We start from the raw sequence: 25640 nt of genomic DNA on the forward strand, positions 1-25640 counted from the left end.
CTCGTGCGAGTACTCGGCCGTGACAACTCGTAGAAGGCCGATCCGATCTGAGTGCTTTGTCGCCCGCGCTCGGGGAGTCGGCGACGCGGCGGGCAGCCGGGGCTGGGGAGAGCCGGTCGCGCCCGCACCTGGGGAGCAATAGGGCGTACACCGGGGGATCTGCGATGGTTGTTGGAAACGATGCGCTGCGGCGGACCGCTGCCGAGGTTCTCGAACGCAGGCGTCAACCGATTCTCGCCGCCTACCGTCAGCGTCTCGCCGCTGCGAGTGACAACCTCGCCGGGGCCGCTGACCTGATCGACAGCTACACCGCACAGGCTGACGAACTTGTCCGCGAAACGGCGGCCGAGATTCGTCGCGAGACGACCGACCCGCTGTCGACACCGCCGCCGGCAGCGCCCGTCGAGGGCGTCGACCTTCACCCGCGTGAGTGCTTCCGCGCGGTTGTCGCACTGGCCGACATCGTGGTGGTCGACGTGCTGGAGCAGCTGTGCGGCCGACCCGACCAGAGCGCGATCCTGGCGTTGGTCGCCGACGCGCTCACGCGTACGACACTGATCCGGCTGCTCGACGCTAGCTCGCGCTATGCCGCGGGCCTGATGAACGAGGTCCATCAGGCGCAGATCGCAGAGCGTTCGCTGATCGCGCGCGAGCTTCATGATCGGCTGGGCCACAGCCTGAGCGCGGCCTACCGCAACCTGGAGGCCCACGAGCTCGCCCAGGAGCGGCGCAGCGAGGCCATCGACCGCCGGGTGATCATCGCCCGCGAGTCGCTCCACGACGCGGTCGGCTATCTGCGCGTGCTCATCGCCGACCTTCGGCTCTCTCAACCACTCGGGTCGCTCGACGAGGCGCTGGCCAACTTCCTGTCGACGGTCGAGACCGGCGACACGCGACTGCACACCGAGATCAACGGCGACGAGTCGTGGGTGCCGCCCGAGGTGCTCGACGAGGTGTTCCTGGTCGTCCGCGAAGCGCTGCGCAACGCGGTGGCCCACGCCGGCGCTCGGGTGATCCACGCGGTCGTCGACATCACGCCGCACGAGCTGCGGGCGACAGTTGCCGACGACGGGGTGGGCTTCGACCCCGCCGAGGTGCGGGGCAGCTCCGGCCTGCGCGCGATGGCCGAGCGCGCGGCGGCCGTCGGCGGTCGCCTCGCGGTGCACGCGGCGGGACACCAGGGCACCTCGGTCGAGCTCGTCGTGCCGCTGCTCGCGGTCAGGGCGGGGGTCGGCCGGTGACCGCCACGACGATCGAGCCGACCCGGATAGTGCTTGTCGACGACCACGTCGTGGTCCGCGACGGCCTACGGGAGATCCTCGACGCCCAGCGTGACCTTGTGGTGGTCGGCGAGGCCGGCGACAGCTGTGCCGCGGTCAACGAGATCCGGGCCCGCCAGCCCGACATCGTGCTGCTCGACGTGCAGATCCCCGGCGACGGGGTGACCACGACGGTCCGCCGGATCCGGGACGTCGCGCCGGCCAGCCGGGTCATCATCCTCAGCATGTTCGACGGCCCGACGCTGCTCCGCGAGCTGTTGACCCTCGGCATCTGCGGCTACCTGCTGAAGAATTCGACGCGCCAGGAGTTGGTGGCGGCAATCCGCGGCGCCTGCGCCGACGACGCGCCGGTGATGCTGGCCGTGTCGCGCGAGAGCCTGACCCAGGTGCAAGGGCCGGTGCACAGCACGTTGTCGGACCGTGAGCGCGAGGTCTTGCAGTTGGTCGGTCAAGCGATGAGTAACGCCCAGATCGCCGGTCGGCTCTGCCTCTCGGAGGCGACGGTCAAGCGCCACCTGCGCAACATCTTCGCCAAGCTCGGAGCGGTGTCGCGGATCGACGCGGTCAACCGGGCCATCGCGGCTTCGCTGATCGTCCTGCCGCGGCTCTGCGTCGATCCCACGTTTCACGGATAGCAGGGCGCTCAAGGATTGCTATGGGTGGCTTGCCCGCAAACGGGCACTCGTGTAGGACTAATGCCGTGAATAGCACTCGCCTGTTCGTACTCGGCGCGCTTGCGCGTGGAGGCCCGATGCACGGGCACCAGATCCGCCGGGCGGCGCAGGTCGACCGTACCGAGCTGTGGAGCGACGTCAAGCCGGGGTCGCTCTACGGCGCGCTTCACCGGATGCAGGTCGAGGGCGTGATCGAGGCGGTCCGCACCGAGCAGGAGGGCAACCGGCCCGCCCGCACGATCTACGCGCTCACCTCGGCCGGCGCGGCGGAGCTGATCGACCATCGCGACGAGGCGCTGCGCGACACCAAGCTCCGCCACGACCCGGTCGATCTGGCCCTGCAGAACGTCATCGATCTCGGAGAGGAGGCGCTCCGCGCGATCATCGTCGCGCGTCGGGCGGCTCTCGCCGCTCAGCTCGACTCGTGGCTCGCTCTCCGGGAGGTGGCGGCGCCACACATCCGTGGTCTGGAGTGGACGACCTTCCGTCATACCGAGCTCCGACTCCGTACCGAGCTCGCCTGGCACGACGAGTTGCTCGACCAGCTGCCCGAGCTGATGGCCAACCAGCCGACATCGATGACCACGTCGTGACCGCGCCAGCCCTGGCCCCGAGGGCATATCCGTGGCCAGGGCTGGCGGATGTCACTGAGCGGGCTCGGGCTCGGTGGTCACGTTCCAATCGGGTCTGCTCGCCTCGGCCCAGGGCTCTTCGGGGCGGCGGGGCAGCAGGTAGACGAGAAGGAATGTGAGGATCACGCCGACCAGGACGGCGCCGACCGTCCACTGGACCGCGCGGTTGAAGTTGGTCTCCAACGCCGACGAGGCCGCTGAGTCGAAGGCCGCGCCGACCGCACCCGGTCCGGAGTCCTCGCAGCCGGGCGGCGTGGCGGTCGGATCGGACGCGCGCGACTGGCGGATGAAACAATCGGCGAACGTGGTGGTCGCCCTGCTCGCCTCCGCTGGCGGCAGGCCTGCGGCCACGAGCGATGCTTGCAGCTCCGGGCTCGCCTTCTCCGCAGCCGTCGCCGAGTAGGAGCCGAGCGTCCCGAAGAGGACCACGCCCGCCACGGCGACGCCGATCGCCTGACCGAGGCGCTGGGCGGTGCCGAGCACGCCGCTGGCCGCGCCCGCGTCCTGCCAGGGCACGCCGGCCAGCACGATCTCGACGCTCGGCGCGATCACCAGGCCCGAGCCGAAGCCGGCGAAGAGCAGGGCCGGGAGTAGCTCCAGGCCGGAGCCCCACCAGTGGATCGTCGCGATGATGCCCACCATGCCCACGATCACGATGCCCGCGCCGAGCATCAGGACGCCGCGGCCGAGCGCACGGGCGACGTTGTCGGAGATGGCCGCGCCGACAAGCGTGCCGAACGAGAACGGCAGCAGGATCAGGCCCGTGGTCAGGGCGGACTTCTCCAGGCCGATCTGTAGGTGGAGCGAGAGTGCGAAGAGCAGGCCGATGAAGCCGGCGAAGTAGCAGAGGCTGATGCCGACGCCGGCGGAGAACGAGCGGTGGGCGAACAGCCGCATGCTCACCAGTGGAACCTGGGCGCGGCGGGCGCGGCGCAACTCCCACACCGCGAAGACGGCCAGCGCGGGTAGTGCCGCTGCCATCGAGACGAACGTCCACGCCGGCCAACCCAGGCGCTGACCCTCGACCAGTGGGATGGCCAACAGCAGGACGGCGACCGAGACGAGCAGCATGCCGACCACGTCGAGCCCGCCGCGACGGCCCCGCGACTCGGGCACCAGGATCAGCGCGGCGACGAACGTGGCCAGGCCGATCGGCACGTTGAGCAGGAACACCGGCCGCCAGTCCCAACCGCCGAGATCCCACGCGATCAGCAGGCCGCCGAGGAGCGGGCCACTCGCGGTCGCGATGCCGCCGATCGCGCCGTAGATCCCGTAGGCCTTGCCGGTCTCCTTCGCCGGAAAGGTGGTCTGGATCAGCGCGAGCACCGGCGGGTTGAGGATGCCGGCCATCATGCCCTGCACCACCTGGAACGCGATCAGCTGGTTGGGGGTGGCCGCGAGCGCCGACGCCGCCGACGCGAGCGTGAAGCCCGCGACGCCGATGAGGAACAGCTTGCGGTGGCCGAAGCGGTCGCCGATCCGCCCGGCGGGGATGAGTAGCAGGCCGTAGCCGAGCGCGTAGCCGGCGATGACCCACTCCATGGCCGTGTAGGTCGACTGGAGGTCGCGCTGGATCGGCGCGATCGCCACATTGACGATCGTCGTCGCCAGCAGGATCATGAACGCTCCGGCCAGGATGACGGCCAAGATCAACCATCGACGCGGGTTGGGTGGTGCCGTGCTGCGTTCGTCGGTCCAGCTCTCCGTCATCGCGTTCCTCCTGAGGTCGCACGTGGGTCGATAGCGAACCCACCCTTTCGACTACACGCCGCCGCGTACGATTAGTCAAGTACGGCTATTTGCGTATGACCTGTACGGCACGTGAAGAGGGCCCGGGTCAGGAGCTGACCCGGGCCCGGTGACGCAGCGCGGTTACGACCAGTCGGAGGAGCCCGCACCCCACTCGGACGTCTCTGGCCAGGCCAGCTCGAAGGGGAAGTCGTTGGCGCGAAGCTCCAGCGTGCTCTCCAGCACGGCGTCGGTCAGCCGGTCGACGTCGGCGTCGCTGTGCGCGCCGCCGGCGAAGAGCATCGGCATGCCGAGCGTGTAGATGCCGCGTTTGCGCAGCAGCAGCGTGAGGATGAACGTCGCGGGGTTGAGCGCCCGCGAGTAGACCCGGTAGTCGGTGTAGGAGTCTTCCGGGAGGAACTGGAAGCACCCGATGTAGTCGCCGAACCCCACCATGCGCAGCGGGATCCCCTCGGCCGCCCGGAACGTGGCCAGCCGCGCCTGGACCCGGTCGACCCTGGCCCGCAGGTCGGTGTAGTAGGCGGGCCCCTTGTCGCGCAGCAGTTGGAGCGTGGCCAGCGACGCCGCCACCGACAGGTAGTTGCCGGTGTGGCTGCCCTGCAGACCGGTCTTCTGGCCGAAGTCGGTCCAGGACTGCCCGCTGGTCTGCGTGATGTCGAGGATGTCGGCCCGACCACCGATCGCCGACAGCGGCAGCCCGAGCCCCGTGATCACCTTGCCGTAGGTGACGAGGTCGGTCGGGATGTCGAACTTCTGCGCGGCGCCGCCGATCCCCGAACGGAAGCCCGTCAGCACCTCGTCGAGGATGAACGGCACCCCGAGCCGCCGGGCGGCCACCGCCACCTCGCGGATCATCGGGATCGTCGTCTCCTCGAACGGGAACGACGAGGCCGCAGGCTCGGCCAGGATGCAGGCCAACTCGCCCGCATGGCGCTCGATCAACTCGACCGCGAGCGCGGTGTCGTTGGGCAGGATCAGCAGGTCACGCGACTCGGCGGGCGTGACGCCGGCGAACGCCGAGACCAGCGGGATGCCGTCCTTGCCGATCTCCGGGAACGGCACCGCGGGATGCCCGTGATACCAGGGCGCGGTGTTGTGGACGGCCAGGTCGTGTGACCCGTGCAGAGTGCCCTCGAACTTGGCGACCATCCGTCGTCCGGTGAACGCACGGCAGAGCCGGATCGCCGACTGCGTGGCACCCGTACCCGAATGTTGGAAGGCGAATTTCTCGTTGTGCGGGAGGATCTCCCGCAACAGCGTCGCGAGCTCCAGCTCCAGCGCGTTGGTGTAGCCGTTGCCGGTGCCCTTGCCGAGGTGCTCGCGGACGAAGTCGACGACCGGAGCGGGGTTGTGACCGTGCAGCGCCTGCGCGCCGTACCCCATGTGGCAGTCGAGGTAGGTGTTGCCGTCGATGTCGGTCAACGTCGATCCGCTCGCGGTGGCCGCGATGATCGGAAACGGCGGCGCCTGGAACGGCCAGAACACGTGCGCGGCGGCGTCGACCGCCCTCAGTTGCTCGACGTGCGCGGCCGAGGCACCCTGGCGCGCGCCGATCTCGCCGAACAGCTCGTAGACCCACTTCTGCTGCATGAGGTCTTGAATGACCTCGATAGCTCCGCGCTCCTGGTGGCTGGCGCCCATCGTGTCCCCTTCGCATGGCGGCCGTGACAGGCGCAGCCTGCGCCCGACCGCTCGAACCCGGCTGGAGAACGGGTCGATCGACGCGGCTTCGAGCAGGTCTCGAGCGCCGTCGTCGAAGCTCGCCGCCATGACGGAAAATCGGGTCAATCTCTACTCGCTGACCGACACGATCACGCCGTGGGCAGTGCGGGCCGCGGCAACGCTCGGCCTCGCCGACCTGATCGCCGCGGGCACCACCACGCTCGACGAGCTCGCCGCGGCGACGAAGGCCAATCCCGACGCGCTGCACCGGCTGCTGCGCTATCTCACGGTCCGCGGCGTGTTCAGGGAGACCGAGCCGCGGGTGTACGCCCTGACCGAAGCGGCCGAGTTCCTCAAGACCGACCACCCCGCGGCCCAGCGCCCCTGGCTCGACGTCGACTCGATGGCTGGCCGGATCGAGGGCACGTTCAGCTCGCTGACCCACTCGATCCGCACTGGCGACGCGGCGTACCCCGTGCGCTACGGCATCGAGTTCTGGGACGATCTGGCCACCAACCCCGACCGGGCCACGTCGTTCGGCGCGCTGATGGCCACCCACGCCAGCTACTTCGACCAGGTCGTCCAGGGCTACGACTGGAGCACCGTCAACCACGTCATCGACGTGGGCGGTGGCACCGGCGCCCTGCTCACCGAGATCCTCAAGGCCCAGCCGCACCTGCGCGGCACCGTGGTCGACCTGCCGGGCGTCGTCGAGCAGGGCCGGGCCCGGTTCGAGGCGGCGGGCATCGCCGACCGCGCCGAGGTCGTCAGCGGGAGCATCTTCGACCCGCTCCCGGCCGGCGCTGACGTCTACATCCTGTCGAATGTCCTGCACGACTGGAACGACAGCGCCGCCGAGAAGATCCTCCAGCGGGCGGCCGACGCGGTCGGCACGACCGGAAAGGTGCTGATCGTACAGATCCTCGTGAAGGACGAGAACGACAACTTCCCGGACGACCCGGCCCGGCTGATGTTCATCACCCAGATGGACCTGCGCCTGCTCTCGCTCATGGCCGGCAAGGCGAGGACCTGGCGCGAGTACGCCGAGCTGGGCGAGAAGGCCGGGCTTCAGGTGGACGGCAGCACGGTGATCCCCACCGGGCAGACCCTCCTCGCTCTCCGTCGCGGGTGATGGGGAAGGGCCCCTTGCTGACGGCTTCCGGATAGGAAGGGGCCCTCGTTAACGGACAGTGCGCGCGTCGTACCGTTGCGGACATGAGTCTGGCCGTCCGACGGATCGCGATCGATGCCCTCATCGCGATCGTCGTCGCGGCCGTCGTAGCGGTGGCGATCCGAGTCGCCGACGAGCCCGGCGCCCGGCCGCCGGACGCCCGCGCGTACGCGATCGGCGCGGTGATCGGGCTCCTGCTGGTCTTCCGGCGACGCTGGCCGCTGCTGGTGCTCGTCGGCTCGGTCACCGCGCTGATGATCTACTACGCGCTCGAATATCCGGGCATTCCGCCCGCCCTCCCGCTGGCCGCCGCCCTCTTCTCCGTCGCGGCTGCCGGCCGGTTCACCTGGGCGCTCGTCGTCGCCGGGTTCTTCGTCCTGCTTGAGCTGGTCATCCGTAACACCCTGCTCGGCGAGGGCTTCTTCCCTGCCCTCGCGGCCACCCTCGAAGAGGGCTCGCTGCTGGCGGCCGTGGTGCTGCTCGCCGAGACGATCCGCACCCGCCGGATCCGGCTGGCCGAGGCGCAGCAGCGTCTCGCCGTGATGCGCCAGGAACGTCTACACGAGGTCGCCCAGGAGCGGCTCCGCATCGCCCGCGAGGTCCACGACGTGCTCGGTCACACGATCACCGCGATCAGTGTGCAGGCGAGCCTCGCCGACGACATCTTCGACAGCAAGCCGGCCGAGGCGCGAGCCGCGCTGCGGAGCATCCGGGGTGCGGCGCGCGACGCGATGCACGAGGTCCGCTCGGCGATCGGCATGCTCCGCGACGGCGGCGAGGCGCCCGATCTGGCTCGCGTCTACGCGGTTGCCGAGCAGGCCGGCGTGAAGGTGCGGCCGGCGGTCACCGGCACCCCGCGTCCGATCCCGCCGGAGGTGGCGCTCTCGGTCTACCGGATCGTGCAGGAGTCGCTCACCAACACGGTCAAACACGCCGCAGCGACGACCGTCGACGTCACCATCACCTATGGGGCTCGCGCGGTCACGGTCGAGGTCGTCGACGACGGGGTCGGCGCCGGGGCGAACTGGCGGGGGCACGGGGTGGCCGGCATGCGGGAACGGGCCACGGCTGCGGGCGGATCGCTCGAGGCCGGGCCGCGGCCGGAGGGCGGGGGTTTCCGAGTGGCCGCACGGCTGCCGGTCGAGGTGGAGGAGACAGCGTGACGATCCGGATGGTGCTGGCGGACGACCAGACACTCGTACGGGCCGGCTTCCGCGGCCTGCTCGACCACAGCGACGACCTGGAGGTGGTCGGTGAGGCATCCAACGGTGCCCAGGCGATCGACATGGTCGCCGCGACCCGACCCGACATCGTGTTGATGGACGTGCGGATGCCGGTGCTCGACGGTGTCAAGGCCACGGCCGCGATCGTCGAGCGGTTCCCGGCCGTACGGGTCATCGTCCTGACCACCTTCGAGCTCGACGAGTACGTCTTCGAGGCGCTGCGTGCCGGCGCGAGCGGCTTCCTGCTGAAGGACATCGAGCCCGACGAGCTGCGTCAGGCCGTGCGAGTGGTGGCCGGCGGCGACATGTTGATCTCGCCGCGGGTGACGAGCCGGCTGGTGAGCGCGTTCGTCAGCAAGGTCGCGCCGACGCCTGTCGACGGCGGCCGGCTGACCGTGTTGACCGACCGTGAGCGCGAGGTGATGAGCCTGGTGGCCAGCGGGCTGACCAACGAGGAGATCGGGCGTCGGCTGTCGATGAGCCCCGCCACGGCCCGCACCCACGTCCACCGGGCGATGGTCAAGCTCCGCGTCCGCGACCGCGCGCAACTCGTCGTGCTCGCCTACCAGACGGGGCTCGTCGCGCCCGGCAGCTAGCTACGGCCCTTGTTTCGCAGGGGATCCGGGCTACGGCGATCGCCGTACACCCTGGCCGGTCGTCACCGGATGCCACGTGTCGCACACCTTCCGTATGTTGACGTCATGTTTGAGGTCGGAGAGAACGCCGATGGGATCCTGGCCGGGGTCCTCTTCCTGATCTGGCTGTCCGCAGCGATCCTCGCCACCCGGTTGGCCTGGCGGCCGACGCCCGTGGCGCTGCGAAAGAGCGCCCGCCGGCTATGGCGGTTGCTCGTCGCCGCGCTCGTGGTGCTGGTCGTCAAGTGCGTCGCGATCGGGCTGATGCTCGCCGTCGACTGGATCTTCGCCGATAACCGTGTGATCGTGCAGATGCCGCTCCTGCTGCTGCCGATGCTGGCCGTCGCCGTCTGGACCGTGCCGGGCCTGCGCGCCTTGGCCAACCGCGACGACGCGCCGGTCGAGGTCGAGACGCGCTCCGCCGCCGCCGATCCCAAGTTCGTCGTGCCGGTGCAGGTGACGGCCGTGGCGACGGTCATCGGGGTCTACTTCGCGTACGTGTCGCGTCCGGTCCCGTCCTACCTCGACGACATCGCGACCCACGCGGCGCCGATCGTCGCGTCGGTGTTGGTGCTGTGGCTCTGGCAGCAGCATCGCCTGCGGGTCGTCAGCGCGACCGACTTCGCCCGCCGTGGCCGGCGTGCCACCGCCCTGCGCGCCACCGCGCAGACCGCCGTCGTGGTGCTGGTCGTCGCCGCTGGCGTCACCTACGTCGCGCAGAGCAGCAGGCTGCCCGACCGCATGTCCATGACGTCGCACGACAACGTCGACTACGGCGGTGGCCCTTCGTTCGAGCACGGTGCCGGTGGTCACGGCGGCCGCGGGGTCTCCGTCGACGACCTGCGCGGGCCGCAGACCGGCAAGCCCAACAAGGCCTTCACCCTGACTGCGAAGACCGCCACGGTACGTCTGTCGTCGGGCACCGAGATCAAGGCCCTGACCTACAACGGTCAGTCCCCTGGGCCGGAGCTTCGGGTGCGCGAGGGCGACCTCGTCGAGGTGACTCTGCACAACGAGATTCCCGACGAGAACGTGACGCTGCACTGGCACGGTCTCGACGTGCCCAACGGTGAGGACGGTGTGGCCGGCGCGACGCAGAACGCGGTGGAGATGGGCGGCAGCTTCACCTACCGGTTCATCGCCGAGCAGGTCGGCACATTCTGGTACCACACTCACCAGAATCCGCTCGAGGCAATCCGCCGGGGCCTGTTCGGCGCGCTGATCGTCGAGCCGCGCGACGGCCCACCGCCCGGCGAGCGTGACGTCGTCGTGATGGCACACGAGTGGCGTACACCGGACGAGAACATCGTCTCGTTCGGCACCAACGACACGTTGCAACGCCAGGAAATCGCGCCGGGCACGCCGGTGCGGCTGCGCCTGATCAACACCGACAACAACCCGTCCACCGACAGCCGCCCGCGGTCCCTGACGGTCAACGGCACGCCGGTGCGGGTCGCGGCGATCGACGGCGTCGACGTCAACGGCCCGACTCCGCTGACCGACCCGCGGTTCGGGTTGGCGACCGGTGGACGCTACGACGTGACCTTCACGATGCCGGCGGGCCCGGTGCGCCTGACCGACCTCGCCAACCGCGACGCCGGGCTGGTCCTGGCGCCACCGGGTGACACCTCGACGCCGAAGATCGTCGACGACGGTGACCACTTCGACCCGCTCTCGTACGGCTCAGGCGGCTCCCGGCCCTTCGACGTCGGCTCGTCGTTCGACCGATCGTTCACCCAGCTCCTCGACGACCGGCTGTCCTTCTACAACGGGGGACTCCACCTGGTCCCGATCATCAACGGGCACAGCTTCCCCAACACGCCGACGCTCATGGTCCGGATGGACGACGTGGTCAAGGTGCGGATCGTCAACCGCAGCCACCAGAACCACCCGATGCATCTGCACGGCCATCACGCGTTGGTGTTGTCCCGCAACGGGGTCCGCGCGACCGGGTCACCGTGGTGGATCGACAGTCTCGACGTGATCCCTGGCGAGATCTACGAGATCGGCTTCAAGGCGGACAATCCGGGGCTCTGGATGGACCATTGCCACAACCTCGACCACGCGGCCAACGGCATGGTGATGCACCTCGCCTACGAGGGCGTGACATCCCCCTACGAGCTGGGGCGCGGCACTCCCAATCAGCCGGAGTAGGCAGGCCTGTCGAGCCTTCCTCCACCGGGCCTCGAGGCAACGCCGGCAGCGTCGTTCGCGTCCGAACCCGTCTCGCTGAGGAGAACCCATGCTCGACGCGATGCGACGAACGTTGTCGCTGGCCGTGCCGCTGGTACTGGTGGCTGGCATTGCCGCGCCCGCCGCCGCGGCCACCTCGACCACTGGGCGACTGACTGTCGTCGCCCGCAACCTCGACAACCCGCGTGGTGTCGCCATCGACCGCACCGGCACCGTCTACGTCGCCGAGGCTGGGCTCGGCGGCGACGACGTCTGCATCCCCGGCACGTTCGGCACCAACCTCTGCTATGGCTCGACCGGCGCGGTCACGGCGGTCCGCCACGGCTGGCAGAAGCGAGTCGTGACGGGCCTGCCGTCGCTGCGTAGCACCGGCGCCGGCTTCTCCGTCTACGGCGCGCACGACCTGGCCTTCGATCGGCACGGCAAGTTGCTGGTGGCGATGGGCTACAGCACCGACCCGGTCTCGCGCGACCTGCTCGGCCCGGCCGGGGCCGCGATGGGGACGATCCTGCGGGTCGAGGGGAAGCGCCGGTGGTCGATCGTCGGTGACCTCTCCGCCTTTGAGGGACGAAACAACCCCGACGGCGTCATTCCGGAGAGCCAGCCCTACGCGGTCGTCGCCGATGGGCGTGACATCTACGCGCTCGACGCGGCAGCCAACGACGTGCTCCGCATCGACCGTCGCGGAGTGGTCACGGCCGAACACGTCTGGCCGCAGGAGCAGGTTCCGGCGCCGCCGGAGTGGGGTCTGCCGCCCGGCTCGACGACGCCGATCCAATTCGTCCCGGTCACCATCGCCCGCGGGCCCGATGGTGCCCTCTACATCGGCCAGCTGACCGGTCACCCCTTCCCGAACGGTGGCGCCCGGGTCTGGCGGCTGGTGCCGGGGCAGGCACCGACGATCTATGCGACCGGCTTCACCAACATCATCGACCTCGCCTTCGACAAGCGGGGCCGGCTGGTCGTGCTGGAGATCGCGAAGAACGGGCTCAGCTCGGGCGATTCCACCGGTGCGTTGATCCGCGTGGAGCGCGACGGTAGCCACCGGGAGCTGGCGAGCGTCGGTCTCGACTCACCGATGTCGTTCGCCATCGCGGGAGACGGCAGTTTCTACATCGCCAACAAGGGCCTGGGCATCGGCGAGTTGGTCCGTCTGTCCACACGAGACTGACAGAATCGCGCGGCGATCGTGGCGTTCTTCGTGTCGGGAGGACGCCACGATAGCTGCGGCGTCACGCGTCCGCGATACGGTGCCAATCATGCACACGCTGGCGGCGGGGGACGGGGTCTGGGGGTTAGGTTGACGCGGTCCAACGGTGGGTCTCCCGCCGGCGCCACCACCATCCTCATAGTCGACGATCACGCTCTCGTCCGCGAAGGGCTGCGCTGGGTGCTCGAGGTCCACGCCGACCTCGACGTGGTCGACGAGGCGGGCGACTCTGCCACCGCGGTTGCCAAGGCGGCGTCCGAGCGTCCCGACGTGGTGCTGCTCGACGTCGAGATCCCCGGCGACGACCCGGTGGTCACGGTGCGCCGCATCCGGGAGGTGTCGCCCGACAGCGCGGTCGTCATCCTCAGCATGTACGACAGCCCTGACCTGCTGCGCCGTCTGATCGCCGCTGGGGTGCGGGCCTATCTGCTCAAGAGCGTGGGGCGTGCGGAGTTGGTCGCCGCGATCCGCAAGTCGCGCGACGGCAGTGGCTCGGTGTTGCTCTCGGTCTCGGGCCAAAGCCTGGTGCAGGTGCAGAACGCGGAGTCCGCCATTCTGTCCCCCGTCGAGCTGGAGATCCTCCAACTCGCGGCCGAGGCGATGACAAATGCCCAGATCGCCCGCCGGCTCGACCTGACCGAGGCGACGGTGAAGAGCCACCTGCGTCGTATCTTCGCCAAGCTCGGCGCGGTCTCCCGCATCGACGCGGTCAACAAGGCGGTGGCAGCGTCATTGGTGACGCTGCCACACGACAGGTTGGTGCCGCGCCCTCGACGCCCGTCGCCTTAGCGATCGGGGCCGTTGCTCAACAAGCGGCCTTGAGGTCGGCGGCGCGGTCGGTGCGCTCCCAGGTGAGGTCCGGCAGCTCACGGCCGAAATGACCGTAGGCCGCCGTCTGCTGGTAGATCGGGCGCAGAAGGTCCAGATCGCGGATGATCGCTGCGGGACGCAGGTCGAAGACCTCGCCGATCGCCTTCTCGATCCGGTCGAGCGGCACCGTCTCGGTGCCGAACGTCTCCACGAACAGGCTCACCGGGTGGGCCTTGCCGATGGCGTAGGCCACCTGCGCCTCACACCGCTCCGCCAGGCCTGCGGCGACCACGTTCTTCGCCACCCACCGCATCGCGTACGCCGCGGACCGGTCGACCTTCGACGGGTCCTTCCCCGAGAACGCGCCACCACCGTGCCGGGCGTACCCGCCGTAGGTGTCGACGATGATCTTTCGCCCGGTCAGGCCCGCGTCACCCATCGGGCCACCGATCTCGAACCGCCCCGTCGGGTTGACCAGCAGCCGGTAACCCTCGGTGTCGAGGTCGAGCGCCTCCAACTCCGGCGTGATCACGTGGTCGCGTACGTCGGGGGCGAGCAGTTCGTCGAGGGAGATGTGGGCGGCGTGCTGGGAGGAGACCACGACGGTGTCGAGCCGGACCGGGCGCAGACCGTCGTACTCGATGGTGACCTGGGTCTTGCCGTCCGGCCGCAGGTAGGGCACTGTGCCGTCCTTGCGCACGGCGGCCAGGCGACGGGCCAGCCGATGGGCCAGGGCGATCGGCAACGGCATCAGCTCCGGCGTCTCCGAGCAGGCGAAGCCGAACATCATGCCCTGGTCGCCGGCGCCCTGGGCGTCGAGCCCGCCGCCGGACGAGCCGTCGCGCAGCTCGATCGCCGTGTCGACGCCCTGCGCGATGTCGGGCGACTGCGCGCCGATCGAGATGCTGACGCCACAGGAGGCGCCGTCGAAGCCCTTCTTCGACGAGTCGTACCCGATGCCCAGGACCGTTTCCCGCACGATGCGTGGGATGTCGGCGTAGGCCTGCGTGGTGACCTCGCCCGCGACGTGGACCTGGCCGGTGGTGATCAGGCTCTCGACGGCGACCCGGCTGTGCGGGTCCTGCGTTAGTAGCGCGTCGAGGATTCCGTCGCTGATCTGATCGGCGATCTTGTCGGGATGACCTTCGGTGACCGACTCGGAGGTGAAGAGGCGGCGCGACATGTGTGACTCCTAACCCAGGGGGCGTGGGGGCCCGGCGAGTCTTCCCTGCGCTGGTGGAGGTTGCCTGGAGGAAGCATCGAGCGATCGAAGGGGTATCCGCCGTACAACTTTCGACATACATCGATCCTCGGAAGAACCCACGATGTCGCTACCTGTGGTCGTTCCGATACAACCCGCCCATCCATAGCTTGAGAGCGTCTCGACGAGTGCTATGGGGAATGGGGGACCACTGTGGTCAGGTACGAGATCCTCGGGTCGCTGGAAGTGATCCACGAGGGCCGGATCTGCACGCCGACGCCGCCGAAGGTGCGGACCGTGCTGGCGCTGCTGGTGATGCGGGCCAACCGGGTCGTCCTGGTCGACTCGATCATCCGGGAGCTGTGGGGTGACGATCCGGCGCGCAGCGCTGTCACCACAGTGCAGACCTACATCTACCACCTGCGCAAGCTCTTCGCGAAAGAGGGCATCGAGACCCCGGACCGGACCGTGCTGGAGAGCCGGGCCCGCGGCTACCTGCTCAGGGTGGAGCCGGGCCAGCTCGACGCCGAGGTGTTCGAGACGATGCTCGACCAGGGCCGCGCGCACATCGAGATGGGCCGCTCCGAAGAGGGCGCCGAGGTGCTGCGGCGGGCGCTGGCCATGTGGACCGGGCCGGTCGGGGCCAACGTGACGTTCGGGCCGGCGTTGGAGGCGCACGCGATCCACCTGCAGGAGCAGTGGATCCGGGCGTTGGAGCTGCGCATCCAGGCCGACATCACGCTCGGCCGCCACCGCGAACTGATCGGCGAGCTGCGTTATCTCGTGGGCACGTACCCGCTCAACGAGTGGTTCCACCGCCAGCTCATCGTGGCGCTCAGCCGCTCGGGGCGCCGCGGCGAGGCGTTGCAGGCCTACCACCACCTGCGCCGGGTGCTTAGTGAGGAGTTGGGCCTGGACCCTTCGCCTGACCTCCAGCGGCTCCAGCGGGAGGTGTTGGCCGCCGGCGGGCCACTGCGCCCAGGGCTCGCCCGGGCCTCGTGACAGGCCCTCGACCGACGCTCCAGCGCCGTTCGACCGGCCGTCCCTAGCTTTCACACGGACATCGCGGCCAGGAGGTCTTCCATGACGAGCACATCCGACCGTCGGGTGGTCATCACCGGGATTGGCGTCATCGCCCCCGGCGGACTGGGCACCAAGGCGTTCTGGGAACTGTTGACCGCTGGCCGCACGGCCACCCGTACCCTCTCGTTTTTTGATGCCACCCCCTTCCGGTCGCGGGTGGCCGCCGAGGCCGACTTTGACCCGGCCGCCGAGGGCCTGTCGCCGCAGGAGGTCCGCCGGATGGACCGGGCGGCCCAGATGGCCGTGGTCTGCACCCGGGAGGCGCTGGCCGACAGCGGCTTCGAGGTCGCCGACCCGACGCGGGTCGGCGTGAGTGTCGGCACCGCAGTCGGCGCCACGATGAGCCTCGAAGAGGAGTACGTCGTGGTGAGCGACGGCGGCCGCAAGTGGCTGACCGACCACCGGTACGCCACCCCGCACCTCTACGACTACCTGGTGCCGAGCTCGTTCGCCCGTGAGGTGGCGTGGTCGGTCGGCGCGGAGGGCCCGGCGACGGTGGTCTCCACCGGCTGCACCTCCGGCCTCGACTCGGTCGGCCACGCGCGGGAGTTGATCCGCGAGGGTTCGGCCGACGTGATGATCGCCGGCGCGACCGATGCCCCGATTTCGCCGATCACGGTGGCCTGCTTCGACGCGATCAAGGCGACCACCGCCCGCAACGACGACCCGTGGCACGCCTCGCGGCCGTTCGACAACAGCCGCGACGGGTTCGTCCTCGGCGAGGGTTCGGCGATGTTCGTCCTCGAAGAGCTTGAGCACGCCCGTCGGCGAGGCGCGCAGATCTACGCCGAGCTGGTCGGCTTCGCCTCGCGCTCCAACGCGTTCCACATGACCGGCCTGCGGCCCGACGGGCGTGAGATGGCCGAGGCGATCCGGGTCGCGCTCGCCGACGCCCGGCTGCCGGGCGAGGCCGTCGACTACATCAACGCACACGGCTCGGGTACGAAGCAGAACGACCGGCACGAGACGGCGGCGTTCAAACGGAGCCTCGGCGACCACGCGTACCGCACGCCGGTCAGCTCGATCAAGTCGATGATCGGGCACTCGCTCGGTGCCATCGGCTCGATCGAGATCGCGGCGTCGGCCCTGGCGATCAAGCACGGCGTGGTGCCGCCGACGGCCAACCTGCACGAGCGCGACCCGGAGTGCGATCTCGACTATGTGCCGCTCACCGCCCGTGAGCAGCAGACCGACGTGGTGTTGAGCGTGGGCAGCGGGTTCGGCGGCTTCCAGAGCGCGATGCTCCTGGCGCGTGTGGCATGAGCACTGTCGTTACCGGGGTCGGGGTGGCCGCGCCCAACGGACTGGGCCGCGACGCCTTCTGGGCGGCCACCGTCGCCGGGGTGGGTGGCATCGGGCGGATCAGCCGGTTTGATCCCTCGGGTTACCCCGCGCAGCTCGCCGGCGAGGTTCCCGGCTACGAGGCGGCCGAGCACATCCCGAGCCGGTTGATGGCGCAGACCGACCACATGACCCGGCTGGCGCTGACGGCCGCGCAGTGGGCGCTGGCGGACGCGTCGGTCGACCCGGCGGCGCTGCCCGAGTTCGGGATGGGTGTCGTCACGGCCAGCGCGTCCGGCGGCTTCGAGTTCGGCCATCGTGAGCTGGAGAAGCTCTGGAGCAAGGGCTCCGAGCACGTCAGCGCCTACCAGTCGTTCGCCTGGTTCTACGCGGTCAACACCGGCCAGCTCTCGATCCGGCACGGTATGCGCGGGCCGACCGGAGTGCTCGTCACCGAGCAGGCGGGTGGGCTCGACGCGGTGGCGCAAGCCCGACGCCAGGTGCGCAAGGGCGTGCAGCTCGTGATGACCGGCGGCGTCGACGCGTCGCTCTGCCCCTGGGGCTGGACGGCCCAACTCGCCAACGGCCTCCTCAGCACGGGCCGCGACCCGACCACCGCGTTCTTGCCGTTCGACGCCAACGCGTCGGGTTACGTGCCGGGCGAAGGCGGGGCGATCCTCGTGTTGGAGGACGAACAGGCCGCTGCCCGTCGTGGGGCCGCCGTCTACGGCGTGATCGCCGGATACGGCGCGACGTTCGACCCCCGGCCCGGCTCCGGTCGGCCGCCGGGCCTGCGCCGGGCGGCCGAGATGGCCATCTCCGACGCCGGTCTCACGCCGGCCGACATCGACGTCGTCTTCGCCGACGGCGCCGGGGTCGCGCAGCTCGACCGGGACGAGGCCGAGGCGATCACCGCCGTGTTCGGCCCACGCGGAGTGCCGGTGACCGCGCCCAAGACGATGACCGGCCGGCTCTACTCCGGCGGGGCCGCGCTCGACCTCGTCTCGGCACTGCTGTCGATCCGACACGGTGTCATCCCGCCCACCACAAACATCCGCCGGCCGGCCGAGGGCCTGCATCTCGACCTGGTGCGCGACGTCGCGCGGGAGACGCCCGTACGTGCGGCGCTCGTGCTCGCCAGGGGCTACGGCGGGTTCAACGCGGCCATGGTCGTGACCGACGAAAGGAATGGACGATGACCGACGCCAGCCTCGCCGCCGTCGCCAACTTCGACGAACAGCAGGCGCTCGACCTGCGTGAACGCCAGATCGCGGTGCTGGGAAGCGCCAAACAGATCGCCAACGTGATCTACGTGGTCACCGAGCTCGGCGTCGCCGACCTGCTCGTCGGCGGGCCGGTGCCGGTCGCCCAACTGGCGGCGGCGACCGAGTCGCACGAAGACGCGCTGCGGCGGATCCTCCGCGCGGCCTCGGCGGTCGGCATCTTCGACGAGCAGGAGGACGGTTCGTTCGCGCTGACGCCGCTCGGCGAAGGGCTGACGTCGGCCCGGATCGGCGGGTTGCGGCCGATGGTGCAGTTCAGCGGCGCCGACTTCAACCGCCTCCCGTACGCGGAGATCCTGCACAGCGTCCGCACCGGCGAGCCGGCCTTCAACAAGGTCTTCGGCATGGGCTTCTACGACTACCTCCAGGCCCATCCGGAGGCCAACCGGTTCTTCGAGGGCTTCATGGCCCACTGGAGCCGCCGCCTCGCCGACCGGTTCGCGGCGGAGTTGGCACCCGAGCGGTTCGGCCGGATCGCCGACATCGGCGGCAGCAACGGCTACTTCCTGGCCAAGATGCTCCAGCGCCACCCCGAGGGCACCGGCGTCCTCTTCGACCTGCCCGAGGTCGTGGCCGACGCCGAACCGCTGCTCAAGGAGCACGGTGTCACCGATCGGGTGGAGGTGTTGGGCGGCGACTTCTTCACTGACGACCTGCCGGTCGGCGCCGACGCGTACATCTTGAAGTCGATCGTCCACAACTGGCCGGACGACACCTGCGTCACGCTGCTGCGTCGGATCCGCGCGGCGATCGGTGACGCCGACTCCCGGCTCATCGCGATCGACCAGATCGTGCCGCCGCGCAACCAGTGGGACCACGCCAAGATCATCGATATCGACATGCTTGTGCTCTTCGGCGGCAAGGAGCGTGACCTGCGCGAATGGCAGGCGCTGTTCGCCGCGTCCGGCTTCGAGCTGGTCAACACGCCCGCACCCCGTGGCTGGGCCCTGCTCGAAGCGCGTCCGATCTAGGAAAGGAAGCCCGCAATGGCACACATCGGCATCGACCAGCCGGTCGTGACGATGGTCAACGTCTTCACGGTCGAGCCGGCCAACCAGCAGAAGCTCGTCGACATCCTGATCGAGGCGACCGACGCGGTGATGTCCAAGGTCGACGGGTTCGTGTCGGCGAACATCCACGCCAGCCTCGACGGAACCCGGGTCGTCAACTACGCGCAGTGGAAGAGCGAAGAGCACTTCGCCGCGATGCTCAAGAACCCCGAGGTCCACCCCCACTTCGGCGAGGTACGCGCGATCGCCACGCCGGAACGCCACCTCTACAAAGTCGTCTACACGGAGGACGCTCATGTCTGACGGAAGCACCGACGTCCTGATCGTCGGCGGTGGCCCGGTCGGTCTGTCGACCGCGCTCTTCCTGGCCCGCAAGGGGATCCGGCCGATCCTGGTCGAACGCCGGCCCCGGCTCTCGACCATCCCCCGCGCGACCGGTCTGCACGCCCGCACGGTGGAGATCTTCCGCACCGTCGGCCTGGAGCCGGCCGTGCAGCAGGCCGGCATGAAGATCGTCGGGCCGGGCGCCGAACTCGACCTCGTCCGCGCCGGCCGGGCCACGCCACTGGTCATGCTCGGCGCCCAGTCGCTGGCCGACCTCGACAAGTCCTTCGTCATGGAGGCGCACGCCGTCGACTACGACAAGTTCACGCCGAGCTGGCCGATCTGGTGCGGCCAGGACCACTACGAGCCGCTGCTCTTCGACGCCGCCGTCGAAGCGGGTGCGGAGATCCGCTTCCGGACCGAGCTGGTCGGGCTGACCCAGGACCAGGACGGGGTGACCGCGACCGTCGTCGACAACGGCACGACACGCACGATCCGGGCGCGCTACGTCGTCGGGGCCGACGGCGTGAAGAGCCCCGTCCGCGAACTGCTCCAAATCGGCAACCGCAGCAACGGTGTCGCCGGGAACTTCGTCAGCATCATCTTCCGCGCCAAGGTCGACCTGCCCGACACGGCACCACGGTTCACCCTGATCTACCTGATGAATCAGCTGGCCCAGGGCCTGCTGCTCTTCATCGAGCCGGGCCGGTGGATGTTCGGCGTCAACTACTACCCGCAGCGGGGGCAGTCGCCGGCCGACTTCACCCCGGAGCGCTGCGTCGAGCTGGCTCGGATCGCGGCCGGTGACCCCGAGCTGGAGGTCGAGGTCGAGTCGGCCCAGCCCTGGGACGCGCGGCACATGGTGGCCGACGCGTACCAGTCGGGGCGCGTCTTCCTCGCCGGCGACGCCTGTCACGCCCACCCGCCGGCCGGCGGGTTCGGCGTCAACGCCGGCATCCAGGACGCGCACAACCTGGCATGGAAGCTCGCCGAGGTGCTACAGGGGCACGCCGACGAGAGCCTGCTCGACTCCTACGAGGCCGAGCGTCGACCGGTCGGCGCCGCGACCGCCGACCAGGCGTGGATGCTCTTCCGCACCCGGGGTCAGCTCGCCGACGAGGACAAGGCCGCCTACCGGGACTTCGTCATCGTGACGATGGGCTACCGATACACCTCGAACGCGATCGTCGGCGTGCCCGCCGACACCGAACTGCTGCCCCGCGAGCTGACCTTCACCGGTCAGCCCGGATCGCGTGCCCCGCACGGCTGGGTCGACCACCAGGGCCGTCGGGTGTCCACCATCGACGTACTCACCGAGGGCTGGACGCTGGCCACGGCCCCCGGCGACGAGGCGTGGCTCGCGGCGGCCGAGGCGGCCGCGACGGAGACCGGCCTCCCGATCCAGGCACTGACTGCCGGCCCCGGCGGTGACCTCGCCGACGACGGCTCGTGGCTTGCGAGCTGCGGTGTCGGCCCCGGCGGCGCGCTGCTGGTACGCCCCGACGGCATCGTCGCCTGGCGCAGCGCCGGCCCGGTCGACGACCAGACGCAGACCCTGGCCGCTGCCCTGGCCACGATCCTGCGTGGAGCGTGATCATGTCTTACCGCGCACTGATGGTCATGCGGATGGACCCCGGCCACGCCGACGCGGTCGCCGAGCTCTTCACCGAGCACGACAAGGGCGACATGCCCTACGTCGTCGGCATCTCGCGGCGCACGCTCTTCCGCTACCAGGACCTCTACATGCACCTGCTCGAAGCCGACACCGACGTCTTCGACAAGCTGCTCGCAGCCCGAGCCCGCGCAGACTTCCAGCAGGTCAACCGGCGCCTCTCGGCCTACCTGGAGCGCTACGCGCCGGAGAGCATGCGCGAACTGCAGGACTCGGTGGCCACGCCCTTCTACACCTGGAGCCCCGAGACAGGGAGCATCACGTGACGCTGACCCGCCGCGCCATCAACGACATGATGCAGGCCTACAAGAAGACGAGCCTGCTGCGTACCGGCGTCGAGCTGGGCGTCTTCGACGCGCTCGCCGTAGGCCCGGCGACGGCCAGCGGGCTGGCCTCGACGCTCGGCATCCACCCGCGCGGCGCCCGCATCCTGCTCGACGCGCTCACCGCGATCCGCCTCACCGACCGGGCGGGCGAGCAGTTCTCGCTCACCCCGGCGGCGGCCGACCACCTGGTCAGCACCCGTCCCGACTACCTGGGCGGCATGGTCAAGGTGATGTCGAGCGACTGGGAGTGGGACGCGTTGCGCGACCTCAGCGCGGCGGTGCGGGCGGGTGGCACCGTTCTCGACGTGCACGCCGAGACCCCGGAGTACACCTACTGGGAGGACTTCGCCGCGTACGCGACGAAGGTTGCCCAGCCGACCGCCGAGGTGATGGCCGAGGCGCTCGCGCCGTGGACGAAGGAGCGCGCCGAACTCGACATCCTCGACGTCGCCTGCGGCCACGGCGTCTACGGCTACACCCTCGCCCAGCACAATCCGCAGGCCCAGGTGACCTCGCTGGACTGGCCCAACGTGCTCGCCGTGACGGAGAAGCACGCCGAGCGGCTCGGCGTGCGCGACCGGGCGACGTTCCTGCCGGGCGACATGTTCACCACCGATCTCGGCGGCCCCTACGACGTCGTGCTGCTCACAAACGTCACCCACCACTTCTCCGAGGAGCGGGTGCGTGAGCTGGTGACCAGGCTCGGCTCGGTGGTGAAGCCGGGTGGGCGGCTCGTCATCGTCGGCTTCACCACCGGCGACGAGTCGCCAGCGCTGGACCCGGCACCGTACCTCTTCTCGGTCCTGATGTTGGTCTGGACCTTCGAGGGGGAGTCGCACTCCGTCGCCGCCTACAACCGGGCGCTCGCCGCGGCGGGCTTCGGCCCGGCCGCCGTCCACCCGACGGACCTGCCGTTCCGAGTGCTCGTCGCAGAGAAGGAATGACAATGCATCGGCAACCGATCGTGAAGGTCGCCGCCATCGACGTGCCCGGCATCAACCGGATCGGTGGCGAGGTGCGGATTCTGCTCAGCCCGAAGACCGTCGACGCGACGGAGGGCTTCATGGGCACGGTCCGGCTGGAGCCGGGCGAGTTCCTGGCGGAGCAGTACAACCCGTACTCGGACAAGTTCTGCTATCTCGTACGCGGCGAGGTCGTGATCCGGGTCGACGGCACGGAGGTCAAGGTCGCCGCCGACGAGGCTCTCATGGTCCGTCGCGGCCAGCGGCACCGCATCACCAACGCCGGTGGCGAGACCGCGCTGATCGTCTTCCAGATCAGTCCGCTCGCGCCGCGTCCCGAGCTGGGCCACGTCGACACCGAGGAGGTCCCGCACCCCGAGTCGCCGGTGCCGCAGGTCGGCGGCGTGCGCGACGGGTGGCAGCGACCGACGGGAGGAAACTCATGAGCCAACTGACCCTCGACGACCTGCGCCGGATCCTGGAGACCAGTTCCGGTGTGGTCGAGCAGACCAACTGGGCCGACCCGGCGACGCTCGACGCGCCGTTCGAGGACCTCGGCTACGACTCGCTCGCGCTGCTGGAGCTGGCGGCGCGGGTGCAGCAGGAGTACGAGGTGCGCATCCCCGACGACGCCGTTTCGATCATGAAGACGCCGCGGCTCGCCGTCGACTACGTCAACCAACGACTCGCGGATCGGTGAGCTCATGGCCGGACACACGGACAATGCGGTCGTCATCAACGCGCCGCTCGACCTCGTCTGGGACCTGACCAACGACATTCCCAACTGGCCCTCCCTGTTCAGCGAGTACGCCAGCACGGAAGTCCTCTCGACGTCCGCCGAGGGTGCTGTCATCTTCCGGCTGACGATGCACCCCGACCCGGCCGGTCGGGTGTGGAGCTGGGTCTCCGAGCGGGTGCCCGACCGCGCCGACAAGGTGGTGCGGGCACGGCGGCTGGAGACCGGCGCCTTCAAGTACATGAACCTGTTCTGGGAGTACACCGAGATCCCCGGCGGCGGCGTGCGGATGCGGTGGGTTCAGGACTTCGAGATGCGGCCGGGCGGGCACGCCGACGACGAGGGCATGACCGCCCACCTCAACCGGACCACGCGCGAGCAGCAGGCACGCATCCGGGAGATCGTGGAGAAGGTCGCGGCCGAGCGCGGGCAGTCATGACCGCCACCGTCAACACGCCCGTCGGTAAGAGCTGGCTGATCTGCCCCGGCTGCCGGGCGCTGCTCTACCAGCGCCGGGTCGAGCGCAACCTGGGCGTCTGCCCGGAGTGCGACCACCACGACCAGGTCACCGCACACCAGCGGATCGCGCAGCTCTTCGATCTCGACTCGGTCGAGGAGCTGCCACCGGCCGGCGCCTCCGGCGACCCGCTCGGGTTCGTCGACACCGTGCCCTATCCGCAACGGATCGAGGCCGCCCGCCGGCGCACCGGGCTCGACGAGGCAGTCGTCTGCGTCCGGGGCACTGTCGACGGGCAACCGTTGATCGCCGCTGTGATGGACTTCCGGTTCCTCGGCGGCAGCCTCGGCGCGGGTGTCGGTGAGCGGATCACCAGGGCGGCTGAGCTGGCTCTGGAGACCCGTACGCCGCTGCTGATCGTCAGCGCCTCCGGCGGTGCCCGGATGCAGGAGGGCGTCCTGTCGCTCATGCAGATGGCCAAGACGAGCGCGGCGCTCGGGGCCCTCGACGAGGCTGGCGTACTGACGATCTCGCTGGTCAGTGACCCTACGTACGGCGGCGTCGCGGCGTCGTTCGCGACGCTCTGCGACGTCATTCTCGCCGAGCCCGGCGCGCGCCTGGGCTTCGCTGGGCCGCGGGTCATCCAGCAGACGCTGCGCCAGCCACTGCCGGCCGGCTTCCAGACCGCCGAGTACCTCTTCGCGCGCGGCATGCTCGACGACCTGGTGCCCCGGTCGAACCTGCGGCCGACCATCGGTCGGTTGCTGGCCTTCGCGGGGGCCGATCGGTCCGCGCCGGATCCTTACCGGGTACGGGCGGCCACGCCCGCCGAGCGGGAGGAACCGTGGGCCACCGTGGCGCGATCCCGCGATCTCGGTCGACCCTCCACGCTGGATTACATCGGTCACTTCGTCGACGGCTTCGTGGAGCTGCACGGCGACCGACTCGCGAGTGACTGTCCGGCGATCGTCGGCGGCGTCGGCCTGATCGACGGCCGTCCAGCCGTGGTCATCGGGCACCAGAAGGGCCATACGGTCGCTGAGGTGGCGAGCCGCAACTTCGGCATGGCGACACCGGCCGGCTATCGCAAGGCGGTCCGGCTGATGCGTCTGGCCGAGAAGCTCGACACGCCGATCGTGACGCTTATCGACACGCCCGGCGCCTACCACGGCATCTCGGCGGAGGAGAACGGGCAGGCCCTGGCCATCGCCGACGCCATCCGGCTGATGGCCGGGCTGACGGTGCCGGTCGTCGCGGTCGTGACGGGTGAGGGTGGCAGCGGGGGCGCACTCGCCCTCGGCGTCGGCAACCGGGTGTTGATGCTCGCCAACGCGACGTACTCGGTGATCAGCCCGGAGGGCTGCGCCGCGATCCTCTGGAACGACTCCGGTCGAGCCGACGAGGCCGCCGCGCAGCTCAAGCTCCAGGCCGGTGACCTGCTCGCGCTCGGCATCGTCGACGGGGTCATTCCCGAACCGCCCGGCAGGGCGCCGGCCGATCCCGGGGCGACCGCGTCGGCCGTACACCAGGCGGTTGTCGACGCGTTGGCAGAGCTGGCCGGTCTCGACCGCGAGGAGGTGCGGGCCGATCGCCGGGCCCGCTTCCGACAGATGGGAGGTTTGACGGATGCCGGAGGGTAACGCCGACCCGCTGGACGCCGCCGTTCGTAGTCTCGCGCGGCTGATCGGGTCGACGCCAGGACCGGTGCGCCGGGCCCGGCTCCAGCACGGCGACCTGGTCGTCGAGGTGGAGTGGCCGGACGGCGCACCCGCGGTGGCGGCGATCCCGGCGATCCCGCCGGTGGACGCCGATGCCGGTCTGCACTACGTGTGCGCGCCGATGGTCGCGACGCTCTACCTCGCGCCATCGCCCGGCGCTGACCCGTTCGTCCGTGCGGGCGATCAGGTGGTGCCCGGCCAGCAGGTCGCGATCCTCGAGGCGATGAAGATGATGATCCCGGTCGAAGCCGACCGCGCGGGCGAGGTCGTGAAGGTGCTGGTTTCCAACGCGACCCCGGTCGAGTACGGCGAACGGCTGTTCGCCATAGCTGTGTCGGAGGGCTGACA

The 25640-nt window shown here is 69.9% G+C and carries 25 protein-coding genes; 22 read left to right on the forward strand and 3 right to left on the reverse strand.

All coding sequences use genetic code 11. From position 1 onward, the window contains the following. Positions 1-164: 164 nt before the first annotated feature. Genes IF46_RS0101775 through IF46_RS0101785 form a run of 3 tightly spaced genes read left to right on the forward strand, consistent with a single transcriptional unit; the run spans position 165 to position 2547 of the window. On the forward strand, positions 165-1241 hold the full coding sequence (locus tag IF46_RS0101775; protein WP_030486475.1) for a sensor histidine kinase: 1077 nt from the start codon (positions 165-167) through the stop codon (positions 1239-1241). After that, positions 1238-1915, forward strand: a complete 678-nt coding sequence (locus IF46_RS0101780) for a response regulator (protein ID WP_030486476.1) — start codon at positions 1238-1240, stop codon at positions 1913-1915. Before IF46_RS0101775 ends, IF46_RS0101780 begins: the two co-directional genes overlap by 4 nt. Before the next feature lie 20 nt (positions 1916-1935). Next, positions 1936-2547, forward strand: coding sequence for a PadR family transcriptional regulator (locus IF46_RS0101785; RefSeq protein ID WP_269637831.1), 612 nt, complete (start codon positions 1936-1938; stop codon positions 2545-2547). A gap of 51 nt (positions 2548-2598) precedes the next feature. Here the strand turns inward: IF46_RS0101785 and IF46_RS32110 are convergent, their stop codons facing one another. After that, the gene (locus tag IF46_RS32110) at positions 2599-4296 is read right to left on the reverse strand and encodes an MFS transporter (protein WP_051723561.1); all 1698 of its coding nucleotides are present in this window, start codon (positions 4294-4296) and stop codon (positions 2599-2601) included. Between the two features lie 162 nt (positions 4297-4458). Next, positions 4459-5976 (reverse strand): aminotransferase class III-fold pyridoxal phosphate-dependent enzyme, encoded by a 1518-nt coding sequence (locus IF46_RS0101795; protein WP_198041326.1) that lies wholly within the window; start codon positions 5974-5976, stop codon positions 4459-4461. A 127-nt stretch (positions 5977-6103) separates the two neighbouring features. Here IF46_RS0101795 and IF46_RS0101800 point away from each other — a divergent pair, with 127 nt between their 5' ends. The 6 genes from IF46_RS0101800 to IF46_RS0101825 all read left to right on the forward strand — a co-directional run bounded on the left by IF46_RS0101800 (position 6104) and on the right by IF46_RS0101825 (position 13218). Beyond that, the gene (locus tag IF46_RS0101800) at positions 6104-7129 is read left to right on the forward strand and encodes a methyltransferase (protein ID WP_030486480.1); all 1026 of its coding nucleotides are present in this window, start codon (positions 6104-6106) and stop codon (positions 7127-7129) included. Between the two features lie 83 nt (positions 7130-7212). Continuing rightward, the gene (locus tag IF46_RS0101805; RefSeq protein ID WP_030486481.1) at positions 7213-8331 is read left to right on the forward strand and encodes a sensor histidine kinase; all 1119 of its coding nucleotides are present in this window, start codon (positions 7213-7215) and stop codon (positions 8329-8331) included. Further along, positions 8328-8987, forward strand: coding sequence for a response regulator (locus IF46_RS0101810; protein WP_030486482.1), 660 nt, complete (start codon positions 8328-8330; stop codon positions 8985-8987). The genes IF46_RS0101805 and IF46_RS0101810 overlap by 4 nt, the downstream gene beginning before the upstream one ends. Positions 8988-9092: 105 nt before the next feature. After that, on the forward strand, positions 9093-11180 hold the full coding sequence (locus tag IF46_RS0101815) for a multicopper oxidase family protein (protein ID WP_030486483.1): 2088 nt from the start codon (positions 9093-9095) through the stop codon (positions 11178-11180). An 88-nt stretch (positions 11181-11268) separates the two neighbouring features. Then, positions 11269-12390 (forward strand): ScyD/ScyE family protein, encoded by a 1122-nt coding sequence (locus tag IF46_RS0101820; RefSeq protein ID WP_051723563.1) that lies wholly within the window; start codon positions 11269-11271, stop codon positions 12388-12390. A gap of 129 nt (positions 12391-12519) precedes the next feature. Beyond that, positions 12520-13218: a response regulator gene (locus IF46_RS0101825; RefSeq protein WP_051723564.1), complete on the forward strand. Its 699-nt coding sequence runs from the start codon at positions 12520-12522 to the stop codon at positions 13216-13218. Positions 13219-13234: 16 nt separating this feature from the next. Here IF46_RS0101825 and metK read toward each other — a convergent pair whose 3' ends face one another. Further along, positions 13235-14422, reverse strand: a complete 1188-nt coding sequence (gene metK / locus IF46_RS0101830; protein ID WP_030486486.1) for a methionine adenosyltransferase — start codon at positions 14420-14422, stop codon at positions 13235-13237. A 231-nt stretch (positions 14423-14653) separates the two neighbouring features. Here metK and IF46_RS0101835 point away from each other — a divergent pair, with 231 nt between their 5' ends. The 13 genes from IF46_RS0101835 to IF46_RS0101895 all read left to right on the forward strand — a co-directional run bounded on the left by IF46_RS0101835 (position 14654) and on the right by IF46_RS0101895 (position 25638). Continuing rightward, positions 14654-15442 carry an AfsR/SARP family transcriptional regulator gene (locus IF46_RS0101835; RefSeq protein WP_051723565.1) on the forward strand — a complete coding sequence of 263 codons (789 nt, stop codon included), beginning with the start codon at positions 14654-14656 and terminating at the stop codon, positions 15440-15442. An 81-nt stretch (positions 15443-15523) separates the two neighbouring features. After that, positions 15524-16786 (forward strand): beta-ketoacyl-[acyl-carrier-protein] synthase family protein, encoded by a 1263-nt coding sequence (locus IF46_RS0101840; RefSeq protein WP_030486488.1) that lies wholly within the window; start codon positions 15524-15526, stop codon positions 16784-16786. Further along, positions 16783-18003, forward strand: coding sequence for a ketosynthase chain-length factor (locus tag IF46_RS0101845; RefSeq protein WP_030486489.1), 1221 nt, complete (start codon positions 16783-16785; stop codon positions 18001-18003). Before IF46_RS0101840 ends, IF46_RS0101845 begins: the two co-directional genes overlap by 4 nt. After that, positions 18000-19058, forward strand: coding sequence for a methyltransferase (locus IF46_RS0101850; protein WP_084597712.1), 1059 nt, complete (start codon positions 18000-18002; stop codon positions 19056-19058). The genes IF46_RS0101845 and IF46_RS0101850 overlap by 4 nt, the downstream gene beginning before the upstream one ends. A gap of 15 nt (positions 19059-19073) precedes the next feature. Next, positions 19074-19400 carry an antibiotic biosynthesis monooxygenase family protein gene (locus IF46_RS0101855; protein ID WP_030486491.1) on the forward strand — a complete coding sequence of 109 codons (327 nt, stop codon included), beginning with the start codon at positions 19074-19076 and terminating at the stop codon, positions 19398-19400. Further along, on the forward strand, positions 19393-21015 hold the full coding sequence (locus IF46_RS0101860; protein ID WP_030486492.1) for an FAD-dependent oxidoreductase: 1623 nt from the start codon (positions 19393-19395) through the stop codon (positions 21013-21015). The genes IF46_RS0101855 and IF46_RS0101860 overlap by 8 nt, the downstream gene beginning before the upstream one ends. Positions 21016-21017: 2 nt before the next feature. Then, positions 21018-21359, forward strand: coding sequence for a TcmI family type II polyketide cyclase (locus IF46_RS0101865; RefSeq protein WP_030486493.1), 342 nt, complete (start codon positions 21018-21020; stop codon positions 21357-21359). Continuing rightward, positions 21356-22363, forward strand: coding sequence for a class I SAM-dependent methyltransferase (locus tag IF46_RS0101870; protein WP_030486494.1), 1008 nt, complete (start codon positions 21356-21358; stop codon positions 22361-22363). Before IF46_RS0101865 ends, IF46_RS0101870 begins: the two co-directional genes overlap by 4 nt. A 2-nt stretch (positions 22364-22365) precedes the next feature. Continuing rightward, positions 22366-22827 carry a cupin domain-containing protein gene (locus IF46_RS0101875; protein ID WP_051723566.1) on the forward strand — a complete coding sequence of 154 codons (462 nt, stop codon included), beginning with the start codon at positions 22366-22368 and terminating at the stop codon, positions 22825-22827. Then, entirely contained in the window at positions 22824-23081 is a 258-nt protein-coding gene (locus tag IF46_RS0101880; protein ID WP_030486496.1) for an acyl carrier protein, read from the forward strand. Before IF46_RS0101875 ends, IF46_RS0101880 begins: the two co-directional genes overlap by 4 nt. 4 nt (positions 23082-23085) lie before the next feature. Further along, positions 23086-23556: an SRPBCC family protein gene (locus IF46_RS0101885; protein ID WP_030486497.1), complete on the forward strand. Its 471-nt coding sequence runs from the start codon at positions 23086-23088 to the stop codon at positions 23554-23556. After that, positions 23553-25214 (forward strand): acetyl-CoA carboxylase carboxyl transferase subunit, encoded by a 1662-nt coding sequence (locus IF46_RS0101890; protein WP_030486498.1) that lies wholly within the window; start codon positions 23553-23555, stop codon positions 25212-25214. Before IF46_RS0101885 ends, IF46_RS0101890 begins: the two co-directional genes overlap by 4 nt. After that, positions 25201-25638, forward strand: a complete 438-nt coding sequence (locus IF46_RS0101895; protein WP_030486499.1) for an acetyl-CoA carboxylase biotin carboxyl carrier protein — start codon at positions 25201-25203, stop codon at positions 25636-25638. The genes IF46_RS0101890 and IF46_RS0101895 overlap by 14 nt, the downstream gene beginning before the upstream one ends. Positions 25639-25640 lie beyond the last annotated feature (2 nt).

It is taken from the genome of Micromonospora chokoriensis (assembly GCF_000718555.1).
Lineage (GTDB): Bacteria > Actinomycetota > Actinomycetes > Mycobacteriales > Micromonosporaceae > Micromonospora > Micromonospora chokoriensis_B.

What these genes read in the sequence shown, in the direction of transcription:
- IF46_RS0101800 (WP_030486480.1), top strand. Translation starts at nt 6,104, where the DNA reads ATGACGGAAAATCGGGTCAATCTCTACTCGCTGACCGACACGATCACG.
- IF46_RS0101855 (WP_030486491.1), top strand. Translation starts at nt 19,074, where the DNA reads ATGGCACACATCGGCATCGACCAGCCGGTCGTGACGATGGTCAACGTC.
- IF46_RS0101865 (WP_030486493.1), top strand. Translation starts at nt 21,018, where the DNA reads ATGTCTTACCGCGCACTGATGGTCATGCGGATGGACCCCGGCCACGCC.
- metK (WP_030486486.1), bottom strand. Translation starts at nt 14,422, where the DNA reads ATGTCGCGCCGCCTCTTCACCTCCGAGTCGGTCACCGAAGGTCATCCC.
- IF46_RS0101885 (WP_030486497.1), top strand. Translation starts at nt 23,086, where the DNA reads ATGGCCGGACACACGGACAATGCGGTCGTCATCAACGCGCCGCTCGAC.
- IF46_RS0101775 (WP_030486475.1), top strand. Translation starts at nt 165, where the DNA reads ATGGTTGTTGGAAACGATGCGCTGCGGCGGACCGCTGCCGAGGTTCTC.
- IF46_RS0101840 (WP_030486488.1), top strand. Translation starts at nt 15,524, where the DNA reads ATGACGAGCACATCCGACCGTCGGGTGGTCATCACCGGGATTGGCGTC.
- IF46_RS0101845 (WP_030486489.1), top strand. Translation starts at nt 16,783, where the DNA reads ATGAGCACTGTCGTTACCGGGGTCGGGGTGGCCGCGCCCAACGGACTG.
- IF46_RS0101880 (WP_030486496.1), top strand. Translation starts at nt 22,824, where the DNA reads ATGAGCCAACTGACCCTCGACGACCTGCGCCGGATCCTGGAGACCAGT.
- IF46_RS0101850 (WP_084597712.1), top strand. Translation starts at nt 18,000, where the DNA reads ATGACCGACGCCAGCCTCGCCGCCGTCGCCAACTTCGACGAACAGCAG.
- IF46_RS0101890 (WP_030486498.1), top strand. Translation starts at nt 23,553, where the DNA reads ATGACCGCCACCGTCAACACGCCCGTCGGTAAGAGCTGGCTGATCTGC.
- IF46_RS32110 (WP_051723561.1), bottom strand. Translation starts at nt 4,296, where the DNA reads ATGACGGAGAGCTGGACCGACGAACGCAGCACGGCACCACCCAACCCG.
- IF46_RS0101795 (WP_198041326.1), bottom strand. Translation starts at nt 5,976, where the DNA reads ATGGGCGCCAGCCACCAGGAGCGCGGAGCTATCGAGGTCATTCAAGAC.
- IF46_RS0101815 (WP_030486483.1), top strand. Translation starts at nt 9,093, where the DNA reads ATGTTTGAGGTCGGAGAGAACGCCGATGGGATCCTGGCCGGGGTCCTC.
- IF46_RS0101860 (WP_030486492.1), top strand. Translation starts at nt 19,393, where the DNA reads ATGTCTGACGGAAGCACCGACGTCCTGATCGTCGGCGGTGGCCCGGTC.
- IF46_RS0101895 (WP_030486499.1), top strand. Translation starts at nt 25,201, where the DNA reads ATGCCGGAGGGTAACGCCGACCCGCTGGACGCCGCCGTTCGTAGTCTC.
- IF46_RS0101785 (WP_269637831.1), top strand. Translation starts at nt 1,936, where the DNA reads ATGGGTGGCTTGCCCGCAAACGGGCACTCGTGTAGGACTAATGCCGTG.
- IF46_RS0101805 (WP_030486481.1), top strand. Translation starts at nt 7,213, where the DNA reads ATGAGTCTGGCCGTCCGACGGATCGCGATCGATGCCCTCATCGCGATC.
- IF46_RS0101875 (WP_051723566.1), top strand. Translation starts at nt 22,366, where the DNA reads ATGCATCGGCAACCGATCGTGAAGGTCGCCGCCATCGACGTGCCCGGC.
- IF46_RS0101820 (WP_051723563.1), top strand. Translation starts at nt 11,269, where the DNA reads ATGCTCGACGCGATGCGACGAACGTTGTCGCTGGCCGTGCCGCTGGTA.